13 protein-coding genes are annotated in these 15,925 nt (G+C 29.7%); all 13 read right to left on the bottom strand.

The window, feature by feature from the left end:
* Positions 1 to 65: 65 nt before the first annotated feature.
* The 13 genes from HMPREF1639_RS09705 to HMPREF1639_RS05660 all read right to left on the bottom strand — a co-directional run bounded on the left by HMPREF1639_RS09705 (position 66) and on the right by HMPREF1639_RS05660 (position 15,924).
* Complete coding sequence (locus HMPREF1639_RS09705; RefSeq protein ID WP_407705206.1) at positions 66 to 374, bottom strand: TnpV protein; 309 nt, start codon at positions 372 to 374, stop codon at positions 66 to 68.
* Positions 375 to 1,551: 1,177 nt separating this feature from the next.
* Complete coding sequence (locus HMPREF1639_RS05715; protein WP_242847290.1) at positions 1,552 to 2,025, bottom strand: type III toxin-antitoxin system ToxN/AbiQ family toxin; 474 nt, start codon at positions 2,023 to 2,025, stop codon at positions 1,552 to 1,554.
* A gap of 195 nt (positions 2,026 to 2,220) precedes the next feature.
* Complete coding sequence (locus HMPREF1639_RS05710) at positions 2,221 to 3,927, bottom strand: DNA topoisomerase 3 (protein WP_036764317.1); 1,707 nt, start codon at positions 3,925 to 3,927, stop codon at positions 2,221 to 2,223.
* Between the two features lie 426 nt (positions 3,928 to 4,353).
* On the bottom strand, positions 4,354 to 5,232 hold the full coding sequence (locus HMPREF1639_RS05705; RefSeq protein ID WP_019132978.1) for a CD1107 family mobile element protein: 879 nt from the start codon (positions 5,230 to 5,232) through the stop codon (positions 4,354 to 4,356).
* Between the two features lie 15 nt (positions 5,233 to 5,247).
* Positions 5,248 to 7,602: a leucine-rich repeat protein gene (locus HMPREF1639_RS05700; protein WP_036764315.1), complete on the bottom strand. Its 2,355-nt coding sequence runs from the start codon at positions 7,600 to 7,602 to the stop codon at positions 5,248 to 5,250.
* The gene (locus HMPREF1639_RS05695; protein WP_004837916.1) at positions 7,599 to 7,856 is read right to left on the bottom strand and encodes a hypothetical protein; all 258 of its coding nucleotides are present in this window, start codon (positions 7,854 to 7,856) and stop codon (positions 7,599 to 7,601) included. The genes HMPREF1639_RS05700 and HMPREF1639_RS05695 overlap by 4 nt, the downstream gene beginning before the upstream one ends.
* Positions 7,857 to 7,876: 20 nt before the next feature.
* On the bottom strand, positions 7,877 to 9,268 hold the full coding sequence (locus HMPREF1639_RS09700) for a CD1108 family mobile element protein (protein ID WP_442956598.1): 1,392 nt from the start codon (positions 9,266 to 9,268) through the stop codon (positions 7,877 to 7,879).
* Positions 9,269 to 10,852: 1,584 nt separating this feature from the next.
* Entirely contained in the window at positions 10,853 to 11,818 is a 966-nt protein-coding gene (locus HMPREF1639_RS05685; RefSeq protein WP_036764311.1) for a DNA-methyltransferase, read from the bottom strand.
* Entirely contained in the window at positions 11,790 to 14,285 is a 2,496-nt protein-coding gene (locus HMPREF1639_RS05680; RefSeq protein ID WP_036764309.1) for a VirB4-like conjugal transfer ATPase, CD1110 family, read from the bottom strand. The genes HMPREF1639_RS05685 and HMPREF1639_RS05680 overlap by 29 nt, the downstream gene beginning before the upstream one ends.
* Positions 14,282 to 14,620, bottom strand: coding sequence for a PrgI family protein (locus tag HMPREF1639_RS05675; RefSeq protein ID WP_002838958.1), 339 nt, complete (start codon positions 14,618 to 14,620; stop codon positions 14,282 to 14,284). The genes HMPREF1639_RS05680 and HMPREF1639_RS05675 overlap by 4 nt, the downstream gene beginning before the upstream one ends.
* A complete protein-coding gene (locus HMPREF1639_RS05670) occupies positions 14,620 to 14,877 on the bottom strand; it encodes a hypothetical protein (RefSeq protein ID WP_000702456.1) in 258 nt (85 codons plus the stop codon). Before HMPREF1639_RS05670 ends, HMPREF1639_RS05675 begins: the two co-directional genes overlap by 1 nt.
* A 17-nt stretch (positions 14,878 to 14,894) precedes the next feature.
* A complete protein-coding gene (locus HMPREF1639_RS05665) occupies positions 14,895 to 15,758 on the bottom strand; it encodes a VirB6/TrbL-like conjugal transfer protein, CD1112 family (RefSeq protein WP_004838430.1) in 864 nt (287 codons plus the stop codon).
* A 1-nt stretch (position 15,759) separates the two neighbouring features.
* Positions 15,760 to 15,924, bottom strand: a complete 165-nt coding sequence (locus HMPREF1639_RS05660) for a Maff2 family mobile element protein (protein ID WP_052045435.1) — start codon at positions 15,922 to 15,924, stop codon at positions 15,760 to 15,762.
* Position 15,925 lies beyond the last annotated feature (1 nt).

Raw genomic sequence — 15,925 nt, 5'->3', positions numbered from 1 at the left:
GAAGGATATTTGCTCTCCCTGATTTTTAGCAGAAAAAAAGGAAGTAAACTCTACTTCCTCATTTTTTAGATTAGGATTATCTCCCTTTCCCCTATTTCTTGTAGGGTCATATCCATGTTCTTCTTCAATCTCAGATATTTCAGATAGTCCTCTTCTTTCAGTTCTTCTGTCAGCCCCCAAGTTTCCATCATTTTGACTTCTTCCCTCGTGATAAAGTCCTCTATCTCTTTTTCCTTTGATAGAAGATGATCCATTAATATCCCTTGCAAATACATTATCTGATAATCCTCTTCTTTGTTCTCCTTGAGAAAGTTCAATCTCATCCTTCCCCATCTGTTGAGTTTCTTTAAATCTATTTTCTTGGGAATTGCCATATTGGGTATTAGGACTTCCATGCCTTCCTCCAATTCTTCCATCTTGTATGTCCCTCCCTGTCTCTCGAAGGAATTCTCCTTGACGATTGGTGTGTAAATCCCCTCCTCCATGAGGTATTCCTTGCCTGCCAATCTTAATTTCTCTTTCATCTTCCAAGCCTCCTTTAAAATTTATTTCACCGTTTATATCAGAACTTAATTTATTATAACGCTCCTTAAGCTCTTTTGTCTGCTCCAAATCTTTTCTTTCTTGAATTTTCTCTAAAATTTCTAATCTTTTTATTTCACTTCCCAAATCAAGTAAGATATTTTTACTTATATTAGCACTTATACTTAATACTTTGTCTATGTCCGAACTTGATATTTTAGACAGTAAAGATAAGTTTTCTTCTTTTAGCTGATATGAGACCTCCATTCTCTCGCTTATGGAAATTTTTACGGATTCTTTTAACAAATTAAAAAGGTCTACCTTTTGAATGCTTTTTAAACTTTCATCAGATAGACTTTCTAAAATTTTATTGAATTTTCCTCTAACATTACTTTCTACTAAGGCATCAATTTTATCTTCTTGGCTTAATAGAAGCTTACTATCTTTTTCTTTAAACTTATCTATCAGTTCATCTAGTAAGTTTAAGTGCTTTTTGCTATCATATTTCCATAACTTTACCTCAGAAATATTATGATTAATACTTACTGTTTGCCTTATGTCGAAGATATATTTTATCCTTCCGCTATCTATATCTAAAAGTGGTATTCCTTTTTCGCCTCTTTTAACGCTTCTACCTATACTTTTCCAATAATCAAATTCTGCACAGGCTGTTGCTTTTGGATCCATATTGTATATAGATATTTGATGTATATATGGATACTTATAGTTATTGCCTGATACCTTTAAATATTCCTCATATTTTTTTATATCTTTCTTAAATTCTTCTTTTGCAAGATAGATTGTTCTACTTAAATCTACTATATCATATCTTGGCATTTTATCCCTCCTCATTATAGTGATAAAAATGAACTAAATTTTTATATATTTATTTATTAAACTTTATTTCTTTCTATTTTTTAAATTTCTGTAAGCAAAGGATAACTTTATATGTCATTTACGCTATCTTTCTATTGCAATAAAAAAACGATTAGATTTTTTACTTTTCTAATCGCTTTAACTTCCTTTATCCTATTGTTTCCAATCCAACATTGCTTTTTCTAACTTTGAAAAATTGCAATTTGCTCTTCTTATAATTCCTGTTTTCTTTTGCTTTTGGTATATTTTTTCTACCTTTATCAAGACCTTTGTTTTTACCTTTAAACAAAAAGCGTATTCTTTTTGAAATAAGTCTTTATATCTGATATCCTCAAGCTCATTAAATTCAATTCTTTCATAACAATCAGCCGGTACAGGAATCATTTTCTTAATATCCAATATAGATAATATGTGCATTTTTTCTTTATCAGAATAATATTTGTAAATATCTCCATCTATAGTAATACTATTATCGATCACTTCATAAATTAAAAAATGCTCATCAGAAACATTCTTCCATTTTTTGTGTTTTTCCTTTGCAGAAGAAATTTGAATAAAAAAATAGAAAGGTTTTAACCTCTCTGTTTGCTTTAATATTTTACCTTTGGGATGTAGGTAGTGATACACCTTCTTTAATGCTCCACCTTTAACGGTAGCGGGACACCATCTTTATCTGATAAGAGTATAACGTATATTTATAGTAATGTCAAATAAGCAAATTTCCTAATGCCTACTCTTTTATCACTTATATTATACCCTATTTCTTTCATAAATCATTCCTTTCTTCATTCCTATAATTATATTCAAGTTTTTATAATCAATTTACTTATAATATTTACCTATAGTATTTTTTATTTCTTCTTCAATTTCTTTTAAAAAATTCTCTTTATATTCCTTACCCTTTGCTATATCACTTAATCTCATTTCCCATTTTGCTGTTGTCTTTGGAGATTTAAACTCATCTATAACTATAGTAACTAGGTTTAATCCCTTTCTAGTTGATATTAGGTTTTTCTTTTCTCTTTTTATATAACCTTTGTATATCAAATTTTCTATTATTCCCGCTCTTGTAGCAGGAGTACCAAGTCCTTTTCTCTCAACTTCAACATCCTTAACTAATTCATCATTTCCAGCTATTTCCATTGCTTTTAAGAGTGTGTCTTCAGTGAAGTGTTTAGGTGGATTTGTATACTTCTCTTTTATATCTTTATTTTCAATATATAAAAAATCTCCTATTTTTACATCAGGAAGTTGTATATCTTCTTTCTTCTTTGATGTATATTCTTCTAAATATTTTGTAAACCCTTCTTCTGCAATTATTTTATAAGTGTTTATAAATTCAAACCCGTCAAATTCAGCCACTATCTTTGTTGTATTTTCTACAAGTGGATATCCAAAACTTGCATAGAGTTTATTTGTTATAAGTCTATATACTTTGGCTTCGCTTTCCGGGAGATTTGAAATATCCTTATTTAATGAACTTATCGTTGGAATTATTGCATGATGATCTGTAACTTTTTCAGAATTAAAAACTACCTTAATTCTTTCTGTGTCAAAATCATTTTTTCCTATAATATTATTTACAGTGCTTTCTATCATGTCTACTGTCAAATATCTTGAATCTGTTCGTGGATAGGTAATATACTTCTTTTCATACAGGCTTTGGGCATAATCTAGGGTTTGTTTTGCACTGTATCCAAAATACTTATTACATTCTCTTTGAAGTGTTGTTAGGTCAAAGGGCAGATTAGGCTTTGTAATCTTTTCTTTTTTAATTACATCGGTTATTTCAATTTTTTCTCCGATTAAATTTTTAAGCTGCTCTGCCACTATCTTGTCATCAATTCTATCTGTCGAAAGTGTAAATCCATTCATGGAAATCTCCACTGTATAATATTTTTCTTTTTTAAAACTATTTATCTCATCATCTCTATTCACAATCATTGATAAAGTTGGTGTTTGTACTCTGCCTACACTATAATTTTCATTATATAGACAGGAGTAAAGTCTACTTATGTTCATTCCAACAAGCCAATCAGCTATGGCACGAGCCTTAGCTGAATCAAAAAGATTATCATAATTACTTCCATCTTTTAAGTTGCTAAATCCTTCTTTTATGGAAGAGTCTTCCATTGAGGAAATCCAAAGACGTTTCATTTTCTTCTTACAATTTGCCATCATATATACAAGTCTAAAGATAGCTTCTCCTTCTCTACCAGCATCACAAGCATTAATAATGGTGTCAACTTCATTACTATTCATTAGTCTTTTAAGAATATTAAACTGTTTTTTAGTTGTCTTCGTTACCTCATACTTGTATTCTTTTGGGATAATAGGTAAATCTTCAATTCTCCACTTCTTATATCTTTCATCATACACATCAGGATTTGCCATTTGTACTAAATGCCCAACACACCATGAAACAATGTATCCATTCCCCTCATAATATCCATTATTTCTATTTTTTGCTCCTATAACTTTTGCTATTGATGCTGCAACACTTGGTTTTTCTGCGATTACTAATTTCATTTTTCCTCCTTTAATTTTTTAATAAAAAAATGAGAGATTAAATTTTCAATCCCTCATCTTTTTATAGCTCTACCGATTTTTTATTTTTTCTATAATATTTATTCCATTATCTATTACATCTTCAAACTTTATGTCTCTAGCATAAAGATTTTTCTTCGAATAAGAATTCCATCCGTATAAAAAAGCTTGATCCGTTTTTAGCATTCTCATTAAACTTATGATTTTATCTATATCAAATTCTTAATTATACAATCAATCATTTCAACTTAGCTTTACTTATATATTAAGTTTGTGCTGTCGTTTTGTTCATCGTTTTTTATTAAAGTTCCAGAATTCTAATTGTACTTTTCTATCGTATGTTTATAAATTTACACGATAATTAATTTTATTGTTGTCCTTAATCTACTGCTTAAATCATTGAGAAGATTAAAATTCATCTTCATCTGGAATAATTTCTGTATCTTCCTTATCTTCAAGATCATAATCCTCCCCTTCAGATTCATAATCATCTTCTAATTCATTATAATCTTGCTCATCTTCAAAACTTGCTTCTTCATTTTTTTTATAGATTTTGAAGTAATATCCTGCACCCATTACACCAACAATAATTAAACCCATAAATAAATAAAGTCCTATCCCTGATTTCTTTTCTTCTTTCTCCTCTTTCTTCGGTTTTTCCTCCACCGGTTCTTCTTTTTTCACTACTTCTTCTTTTGGCTTTACTTCACTTTCTCCTTCAATCATATTTAGTAGATCTTGTTCTCCAACTTCTGTTAGTAATTGTACATTTTCTTGATTTTCCGAATGATCTACAATGAGGTGCATAGTTTTTCCACTCTTTGTTTGAAAGGTTAAAAATTGTCTAACATCTATTGGATTTTCCTTTTTTTCATCTCTTGATGTTTGATCTTCTACTTTCGGTGTAATATCCTGTCCATTTTTATCTACATTTTCTATAACTGTTCCTCTTGCCTTATTTTCTTTTGTAGCTAATGGATTAATTGCTTTAGTATTGCCACCTTTAACAAGTTTAGATGGCTTTTCTTTTTTATCTACTTGCTCATTTTTTATGTTATTTTCTTGTATTTTCGGCACTTCCTGATAAGGAATTTTTTGACTCTCATTAGATGGTTCATATACATCTTCATCAAATAAGCTTTCTAATTCTTTACTTTTTTCTGGCAAATAAATATCATTTGACTGATTTTTTATTTCATTTTCATTGCTCTTAGCTATGGATATGCTTGGCATACTGAATAGTAAAAGGAGTAGCACTAAGGCTACCCCTAATCTTTTTTTCTTCATAATTCTCTCCTTTTCTTACTTTATATTCTTGAAGACATAAACTGCCTTTCTGCTATTATCCCATTCTATACTTTGATCTTTTTCATCTCTTATATCCCCACAGCTTGCATTAAAAGCTTTAGCTATATTGGAAATAGATGCGTGAATTCTTCCATTTATAATTACAGGTTTAGTGTCAGAATGATAAATGTTTCCTTGACTATCTTTCATAACACCAGTATCTATATTTAATCTTAGAGTTTTTTTAGGTAAGGCTGTATTTTCTTTATTTGAAAAGATAGCCTCTCTATTACTATCATCATATTCTACATTAAACCCAAGAGTATAGGCTGCATATCTAACAGGTAGCATAATGCGATTATCCTTAATATATGCTTTTACATCCATATACACAGTAGTTTTCTTTCCATCTTTTATAATGTTATAAAAGTTTTTGTCTACTTGGAAAACTGCAAATTCTTTTTCATCTTTAACTTGTTTTTTGCCTTGTTGGTTTTCTTGCTCTTTCATTTTGTTAAGATCAAATTGATTTAGGATATTCTTGTCATCAGCTTTCAAAAGTTCGTCCAACTTTTTATCTTGAGATTTATTATCTTCTTTCTTTTCTTTGTTTTCTTTTTGAAGTTTTAGAAGTTCATCTAATTTCTTAGATAAGTCTTGGTTTAAATTTTTGTCTTTTTCATCTTTAGCTTGTTTTTCAAGTTCTTCTTTAGACTTTTTATTTGCTTCCTCGATTAACCTCTTTGCTTCTTCAATTTTCTTATCTAATTCTTCTTTTAGCTTTTTAATTTCTTCTTCAGAAGCTTTTTGTTTTTCTTCTAGCCCTTTAATCTTTTCTTCTAATTCTTTTTTTGTATTTTCAGAAGATTCTTTTAAACTATCAATAGCTTTTTGAAGCTCTTCAATTTTCTTGCAACATTCTGACTTAGAATTTTCTGTTTCTCTCTTTTTATTCTCTAATTCTTTTATCTTAGTATCTTTTTCATCAAGAGCTTTTTCTAAGTCCTTTATTTTATTATCTTTATCCTCTATTTCTTTAGTCTTCTTTGCAAGTTCTCCTTCTAAAGAATCGAGCTTTTCTTGCATTTCTTTGATTTTATTTTCGTTTTTATCTGTCTTTTCTTTCTCAGCCTCTAATTCCCATTTTGTAGATGAATAATCTTCTTTTAGTTTTGCATTTTCATCTTGTAGTCTTTTTAATTCATCTTTAAGCTGAGTAATTTCTGCTATTAGTTCATCATTATTAGAGTTTTTAAGATCCTCAATTTCTTTATTCAATTGAGCAATCTTATTATCTTTATCTCTAATCTCTTCTTCTAGCTTAGCCTTTTCTTGTTTTAGTTTCTCTCCATTATCTTTACAAGATTCTAACTTTTCTTTTAATTCATCTATCTTTGATTGGTCTTCTTGTTTCTTATCATTTAAGTCTTTGATCTGATTTTCTAAATCCTTAATGTTTTTAGTTAAATCATCAATCTTATTGTCCTTTTCATCAATGTCTTGTCCTGTTAAATCTGTTTGAGTATCAATGGAATATTTATTTGGATTGTATATAGTCATCTTTCCTTGATACATATCATTGTTATAATCAAATTCAAGTTCTACACTATCTACGTTCTTATCAAAGACAAACTCTCCATTTTCAAACCTTAATCCATTAGGAATAGATTTGAATCCTTGATTTCCGTTGAAACCAAAATGATTTTCGTAAAATGGATTTTGTTTTGGTCTATATTCAACATCTTGATTATGGAATACTCCCTTACTGTTAATGTTTGGATTGCCTAAAACTTTTACAGTGTGCAGTTTATTTCTTGAAAAAGCATACTGTTCAATTGTCTTCACAGACTTCGGTATAGTTATTTCTTGAAGGTTATTTCTTTCAAAAGCATTATGTTCAATATTTACCAAAGTATTAGGTAAAGTTACTTCTCTAAGTCCACAATTGAAAAATGCTAAACCACCAAGATAAGTTAGACTATTTGATAGTTTTACTTCATCTATACTTGCTTCGTAAAAGGCAGCATAACCTAAATGCTTAACAGAATCAGGAATAATTACTTTATCCCAATGTTTGCCACGTCCAAATTCTCTTTTATATCTAAGTTCATCGTTTAAATGACTTAAAGAATAATTTCCATTTATAGATTTTGTTCCTTCAGGAAATACTAGAACATTTGTCTTTTCTTTCTTTTCTAAGCCCTTATCACTAAAGGCAATTATATTTCCCTCAGAGGAATACATAAAATCATCTTCCGTCCACTCTACCTTATAATCTGTACTTGCATATACAGGACTTACAGCCACTATATTCACTAGACTTACAAGTAGCATTATCACAGCTAAAATTCCACTTGTTATTTTTTTCATAAATTTTCCTCACTTTCATTTGTATCTTTTCTTTTAAGTTCTTGTCTTTCTCTATTTTCTTCTTCCTTATTTTTTCTAACAATAAATAAAAATTCATCAAGAGATATTTTTTGACTTCGAAATTCCTTGATGACCTCTAAATTTTCTATTTCTTCTTGTTCCTCTACTAATAACTGAAGTTCTATTTCAATTTCTTCTTTTTTCTTTCTTAAATTCTTCTGTTTTTCTATGTTTCTGATTAATTTTTTATTCATAGATTTTTACTCCTTCCCCCTTATTTTGGTCTACCAAAGGAATAAAAGTGATTTTTCCAATATCTTGAGTTTATACTGGTATATTGGATAGGATCTCCTGCATGGAGCATCATTCCATTTCCGGCATATATCCCTACGTGAGAAATTGGCGTACCGGAATTATATGTGCCTTTAAAGAAAATAATATCCCCAGGTTTTGCCTCGCTTGGAGATATTGGATTACAATAGTTTTTATAAATAAGCCAAGCTGTAGTTCTTGGCATTCTCTTTACACCAGACTTTGTAAATGACCAACATACAAAACCTGAACAGTCAAAGTTAGATGGTCCACTTGCTCCAAACACATATCTTTTCCCTATGTGTTTTTCTGCTTCACTAAATAATTGTTTTACTGTAATATCATCAAATTCAATTCCTGGATTTCCAAAGTTTGGATTGTCTATAATCTCTCCCAAGTTCCCATAGCTTGATCCAAAATATCCACTCATATTTCCCTGACTATCAAGTAAAGCTAAATAATGAGCCATATTTGTTTCATAGTTTGCAAATTCTTCTCTTGCTATTTCATCAATGCTTTTCTTTTTTATAGTTAATGTTAGAATTCTATAGATATATGGATTTCCTTCACTGTCATATTTTGTAATAGACTTTGAAGTATATTTTTTCTCATACATTTGATTAAATAGTTTTTTTAATTCCTTTTGTATCTCTTCAGCTGACTTAATCTCTCCATATTTTGCTGTTAAATAGCTAAAAAGCTCGTGTAGATCATGACCAACAGAATCTCCTTTTATATGATATTCATCATAATTTGGATAATTTTCTTTAATACTATCTATTTCATCTTGTAATGCATATTCATAACTTGTAAATTCATTATTAATATCCATTAAAACTTCTTCTTTTGATAGATAGCTTGTAGCTATAACATTACTTGTTAATCCTGAAGTAAGACTGCCAACATTGCTAATTCCTTGAAATAGCATAAAAAAAAGTCCTAAAATACAAAGGGCAATAAAAATTTGCTTATATCCTTTGTTTTTTAAAACTTCCAATGTTTTCTTTCCAATATTAGCGAAAGATTTCTTTATTCTATTTACTAAACCTTCCCCGTGTTTCTTCCTAAAATCTCTCTGAAACTTCTTTTTCATAAAAAATCGATTCAGTTTATTAGAGTTTTGATAAGCTTTAGTCTTCTTCAATTCTTCAAAATTTCTTTGAAATAGAAGTTTACTTTCTTTCTTATAAATTTTTCCTTCTAAAGATTTTATTTTTCTTTGAGTTTTTAAAGGTTTTTTTCTTCTAAAATGGCTAATTTCTCTACCTACAACTTCGGTAGTTCTACTAAGCTTATAAGCAGCGTTAACACCTGCATTATCATCTTTCCCACTATATAGATAGTTTGCCGTCATAGCACTCGCAAAAGTAATAGGTTTTTCTAAACCCGCTTTTTTTGACTTTTTCTTATACTTAATTAACTCTTTTTCTTTTTTATTCTTTTTCTCATATAGTTTTGATATTTTATCTTCCTTTTTATAAAACTTATCTTTTTCACTTTTGTTATCTTTTTTAGAATGGAATTTAGTTTTATTTTTTGTATCTACCTTATTTTCTTCAGATACATTTTTAGAATCCTGTACTTCTTTTTTTGTCCTGGTGTATTCTTTCTTTGGATCAAAGTTGCTTTTCTTTATAGTATTATCAAAAGCGTCTTTTATTTGTCTTTTCTTTCCCTTGTTTTTATTAGAAATTCCACTATGATTTAAATCAAGTTCATCTACTTCAAGATTCTCATTTTTTATTACGTTTTTTTCCTGTTTGAAGATTTCTTTTTTCGTGCCTATTTTTTCTTGATTCTTTTTATTTATATTATATTTATCTTTATTTTTTTCAGATTCACTTTTGAATCCTTCAGATAGGCTATCCTGTCTAAATTTCCCACTAGAAACCTTACCCATTAGCATATCTTTTTCTTCTAAATTTTTAACTTTGCCTTTGAAATATTTGCTATTTTGTTTTTTATTAGTATTCAGGTCTTGAATTATTTTTTTATCTTCTTCATTTGCCTTATATGATAGATATTTTCTTCTAAACTTCCCATTTAAAGATTTTAATTCTACTTTTTCCCCTTTATCCTTAAACTGACTTTGAGATTGATAAAGTTTTTTAAAGGTGTTTTTTTGAAAGCTTTCTTTCCCTTTCTCACCAAGAATAGAATAACCATCCCAATTTTTTCTTTGCACATCAGAAGATGGTAAATACTTATAGTCATCTCTTGTGTCCCTATATGATACATTGCTATCACTAAAGTTCATGTCATAGCGATCTATGACACCATCATTATCTGAGTCCTGCGATAAGGGATCATATGTTGAACTTACCTCTATATTAAAATCCTTATCTTCTTCTTTTCTAAATCTCCTTATTTTTTTCTCTTGCACTCCATTAAAACTTTCACTCTCAACGTTTTTCTTCCATTTTAAATTACTATTCCCCTTGTAATTTTTTTGGGGAGAAGTGCTACTTTTTAAATTAGAGCTAGTTGAATTTGGTCTATCATTAAAATCTTCTTTAAAGTTACTTAGCCTGTATTCTGTTTCTTGCCCGTAATATTCACCATATCTACTTTCCTCATTTTCTTCCATTTTTCTATGCTGCTGTTGCGAATATTCTGGCTGATATTCATTATGATAGGAGGCTTCTGCAAATTTTTCCTCATGGTTTTTTCTTTGTCTTCTTCCTCTATTTGACTTATCTTTTTCGTTGAGTAAATCCTGACTATTTTCTTGCAAATGAGATGAATAATACTTAGAGTTTTCATCATTATTGTCTATGTTATTCCTGCTTTTTACTTTATTAATTTCTTTTTTTGAAAAATCTGATTTTCTCTCTGTACTACTGAATTTTTCATTGCTTTCTTCTTTCTTTTCTGATATAAGTTTGGTCTTTGGTACATCTCTTGGGTTTACTTTCCCTTTCTTTTTCATATATACCTCCTATTTCATATTTTTCTCTATCCTTTCTTTAGCTATTTGACAGTAGTCTTTGTTTATGTCAATTCCAATATATTCTCTGTCCATCCTAATAGCTACCATTCCAACAGTTCCTGAACCCATAAAGGGATCAAGAATTAAGCCTTTTTTAGGACATCCTGCTTTTATACAAAGTTCTACCAGTTTTGGTGGAAATACCGCATAGTGTTTTCCTTTAAACGCACTGGTGTTAATAGTCCAAATATCTCTATTGTTTCTAAACTTAGGGACATTATCTCCTATATATTCTCCATACTCTCTTGCTTCATTTATGCTCTGTCTTTTAGCTCCTGTGCCTTCTTGTAAATACTTATTATCTTTTCCTCTTGCCCTCATATATCTTTTCTTGCTTATTTCTTTTATTGGTTCTTTCATAGCGTCAAAGTTATAGAAATACTTTCTTGCTTTTGATAGTAGGAAGATATGTTCATAAGACCTTGATGGTCTATCCCTACAAGACTCAGGCATGGCATTTTCCTTATGCCAAATAATATCGCTTCGTAAATACCAACCGTCCTCTCTTAATTTTAAAGCTAGTTGCCAAGGTATCCCCATTAAGTCTTTTGCCTTGTATCCACTGAGTTTTTCTGTAATAGACTCTTTTTGACCACTTCTTCCTTCTATGTTTTTAGGATCTTTATATTCTTTTTTGCTTCTTGTACCTGCATAAGAATCTCCAATAACTACCCAAAGTGTTCCTTCTTTTTTTAATACTCTTTTTACTTCTCTAAAGACTTCAATTAATTTATTTAAATATTCCTCCGGACTTTCTTCTCTTCCAATTTGTCCTTCTGCTTTATAATCTCTAAGTCCATAATATGGAGGAGATGTAATACAGCAATCAAATGTTTTATCTGGAAATTCCTTTAGAGCAGAAATTGCATCTAAATTAATAATATAATTAGTTTTTAACTTCTCTATGTCTATCAATTTCTATCCCTTCCTTTAATTCTTCTGGTTTAGTTGTCATTAACTTATACAATTTTGTATCTTTAGGAAAGCTATCTACAAAAGGTACTATTGTGTTTCCATAGAATAGTAATCCCTCTCCCTCATTGGAATTTGTGACGTAGGATAACTGATAAAGAGATATATTTAACTTGTTAGCTAAAATTTCCCTATCACCACTAGCTTGATTAAGCATTAAGATAAAATCAGTGTTATCAAATATATTTTCTATTTCAGGACTGGCTAAAAGGTCCTTTACATTTTGAGTTAAACCTGTTGGAATACCACCCCATTTTCTAAATCTCTTCCAAATTTCTATGGAATATGAGGCTGTTTGTTCTTCTCTTAAAAGCAAATGGAATTCGTCACAGTAATATCTGGTTTCCTTCTTATTTCTATTAATAGTTACTCTATTCCACACTTGATCTTGAACAATTAACATACCTATTTTTCTAAGTTGCTTTCCTAATTCCTTAATATCATAACAAAGAATTCTATTTCCTGTATCTACATTAGTCCTATGGTTAAATACATTGAGGCTGCCTTTGACATAAATTTCCATTTCTACAGCTAATTTTTTCCCTACATTTTCTTCTTGTTTTAAAAGTAAATTATATAAATCTTCTAAAATTGGCATATTTTCAGAAATTGGATTGTCGAAGTAATCCTTATATAATATTGGAAGACATCTATCAATTACTGAAGTTTCTTCTGCACTTAACCCTTCCTTTCCTACTACAAGTTCAAACAGTGAAAGAATAAAGTCAGACTTTAAAGATAAGGGATTGTCTTCATCGGCATAGTCTACATTTATATCCAACGGGTTTATATAATCCTTACTTGTTGGCGATATTTTTATAACTTCTCCACCTAGTGCCTTAGTTAAATTTCCATACTCCCCTTCCGGATCACAGATAATGATGTCATCTTGTGTGATTAAAAAAGCATTGGTAATTTCTCTTTTAGCTGAAAAAGATTTACCGCTACCCGGTGTTCCAAGTATTAAACCGTTTGGATTCTTTAAAAGCTTTCTATCTGTCATAATGATATTACGACTTAAAGCATTTAATCCGTAATATAAGCTCTCTCCTTCTAAGCACAACTCTTCTGTTGTAAAAGGAATAAAGACTGCTGTAGAGCTGGTTGTAAGTCCTCTTTTTATTTCTATTTCATTTTTTCCAAGTGGCAGGGAAGAAATTAGTCCTTGTTCCTGTCTATAGTTAAGATTTTTCAATACACAATTATGCCTACCTGCTATTGAATTTAGTTGAAAGATTATATTACTCAATTTCTTTCTACTTTTTTCCATATTTGTAAACAAAATAGTTATGACAAACATTCTCTCATTATGATTTTGAAGTTCTACTAATAGTTTCTTAGCATCATTACCGTAGGTAATTAAATCGCTTGGAAGAATATCAATGTCATATCCTGATCTTATAGCCTTCTTATTTTCTTCAATTTTCATTTTATCCAAGTCCGTTATTTTTCTTTTAATCATCTTTATAGCTTCTGTTTGATCAATGGAATTTATATGAAATGTTACAATCATATTTTCTTCAACCCCTAAAAATTCTGATAATAATCTATCTGATAATTCAGGTGCTAGAATTTGCAGAAAGTTTACTTCTCCAAAGTATTCTCCAATTTTAAATTGATTGTGAGATGAAAAGTTAAATGATGCTGGTACTATATAATCCTTAGTAGATAGTCCACTATATTTTAGGTCTTCAAAGGAAAAAACAAAATTCTTATTCGGATTTAAGATATCGTGAATAACCTTTAACCTTTCATATCCACTTAATACATAAGCTTTTACTCCCATCTGCTTAAAGTTATTTAATATATCCATTTCCATTCTTTCAAGTCTTGTAGTTGCCTCTTTTAAATCTTGTGCTTGTAAGCTAAAGGTGATATACATATATTTAGTAAGTCCATTATTTCCTTTTTGACTCTGATTTTTTAGCATTTCCCTGTACTCTTTTCGTATTTCATTATATGAATCGTTTCTATCCGGAACATTGATGTTTTTTTCTACTTCTTCATTTTTTCCTATGCGATTAATATATGAAAGTTCTATATCAACACTTGGATCAAAATAGTTTAAAAAACTTGAAAATTCATTAAATATACTTTCCTTATCTTCTTCTGTTGAAAGCTGGTAGTTAATATCTAAAAAACGTATCATTTTATTAAATTTGTTCTTCTCAACTTGGCAAATCCCATTTCTCAACATTCTTAAATAAGGAATTGTTTCCTGAATGCTCTTTTTCTTCTTCCCACCAAAAAAGGAAAGCTTCTTTTTGGGCTTTCCTTTTTCTTTAGAAATATTTGCTTTTTTCATCTTTTTTTGACTTATACTAATGCTTTTTAAATCTTCTTTTTGTTTTTTTAAATTCCTTTTTTCTTGATTTAATTTTTTCTGTTGTTTTTTCTGTATTTGATTCATTTACTCCTTTCCTTTCTTTGTTTCTTTATATCATAAATACATTCTGTCTTGTATATCCTTATACTTGTCTGTCTTTTCTTATCTATAATATACTTTAAATATTTTTCAAAATAGATCCCGTCCTTTTCATAAAGAGTTGCAAATATTATAGGAAAAGACACACCTATCATAATTAACATAGATAGGTCATTAGGCAGCACTTTTTTTACCATTAAATATACTGGAAAGCCTATTAGACCTGCAATTGTAAAGCCAATTAATTGTCTTTTTGTTAGATTTAGAGCTACCTTTGTTTTTACTTTTGTTAAGTCCTTTGGGACATTTACATAAGCCATTATTCTAAACCCTCTAAGTAAAAGCCATATATATCTTCTCTGTTCAGATCTTCTAATGATTTTCCCATATTCACTGCTATTTCTAAGACTTTTTCATTCGTTTCTTCTCTATTATCTAAAACTTCCAATGTTTTTCTTATAATCATTCTATTTTGTATTTCTCTTGTAATATATCCCCCTATTAAAAGTATTGGGAGTCCTATTGTTCCAAGTGTTTTTAGATTGATTTTTTTGTCCTTTTTTCTTCTAATTTTCATCATCTTCTCCTTTTTTATTAATGAGCATTTAAAATTGATTTTGCAATACTTCCTGATTTCATCATAGTTATACCAAGTATTAAGGTGTATCCTAGTAATTCAAAAATACTTTTGTGTATGTCTGATATATTTAAAGTCTTAACAAGTACGGCATAAATTCCTACGCATATAAGTAAGAATAAACCTTGCAAGCCAAGTGCGAAGAGCCCTCTTATATAGTTTGTTCCAATACTTCCCCATTCTTTATTACCCATTGTGGCAAAAGGTATTGCGCAAACTGAAGTATAAATATATATTTCTATCATCCTGCCGTATAGAATAACTGTAATGAGTATTGATATCCCTTGAATTATCATCTTTACAATTGATGTCTCTAGTACTATAGTCATTAATTTTCCTATTGACTCTCCTTTTAGGCTATCTACCATATTAGCTATATCACCTGGAGAAACTTTTGCACTAGCATTTGCCACACCTGCTGCCTTTCCTATTAAATTCTGTGCCACATCAAATACTGCCATAGAAAAGTCAAAAGCATGAGATACAAGCCATACTGCTATCCACATTTTTATCATATATTTAAAAAAATCAAAGGTATCTGTGTCATGCATATTATTTTTGTTCATTACCATTTGAATTAATTCAATACATAGTACAGCCGTTATGATAAGACCTGCTATGGGAAGTATAACATTTTCTGAAATAGACTTTATGAAGTGGAAAACCTCCGAGTTCCATCCACTCGGAGTCTTTCCTACCTCATTTGCTATCGTTGATACTTTATCATTTATATCAAGGAGCATTCCGCTTAAATTTTCCTTGATCATATCAATAAGTATCTCCGAAAAAAACTCTTTGATCTTATCTACTATATTAAACATTTTATTTTAACACGTTTGCTAATAGCGGTATTAGTTTTAAACCTATGAGTACAATTCCCCCTCCAGCCATAAGCTGCTTAATGCCTTGAGATTTAGCACCAGGGTTGTCATTCCCATAACCTTCCATCAGGTTGATAACACCCCATGCTCCAAGCCCTGCACCAATT

The sequence above is a fragment of the Peptostreptococcus sp. MV1 genome (genome assembly GCF_000758885.1).
In the GTDB taxonomy this organism is placed as follows: domain Bacteria; phylum Bacillota; class Clostridia; order Peptostreptococcales; family Peptostreptococcaceae; genus Peptostreptococcus.
The sequence above is the reverse complement of the archived record's forward strand: the minus strand, read 5'-3'. Positions and strand labels throughout refer to the sequence as shown.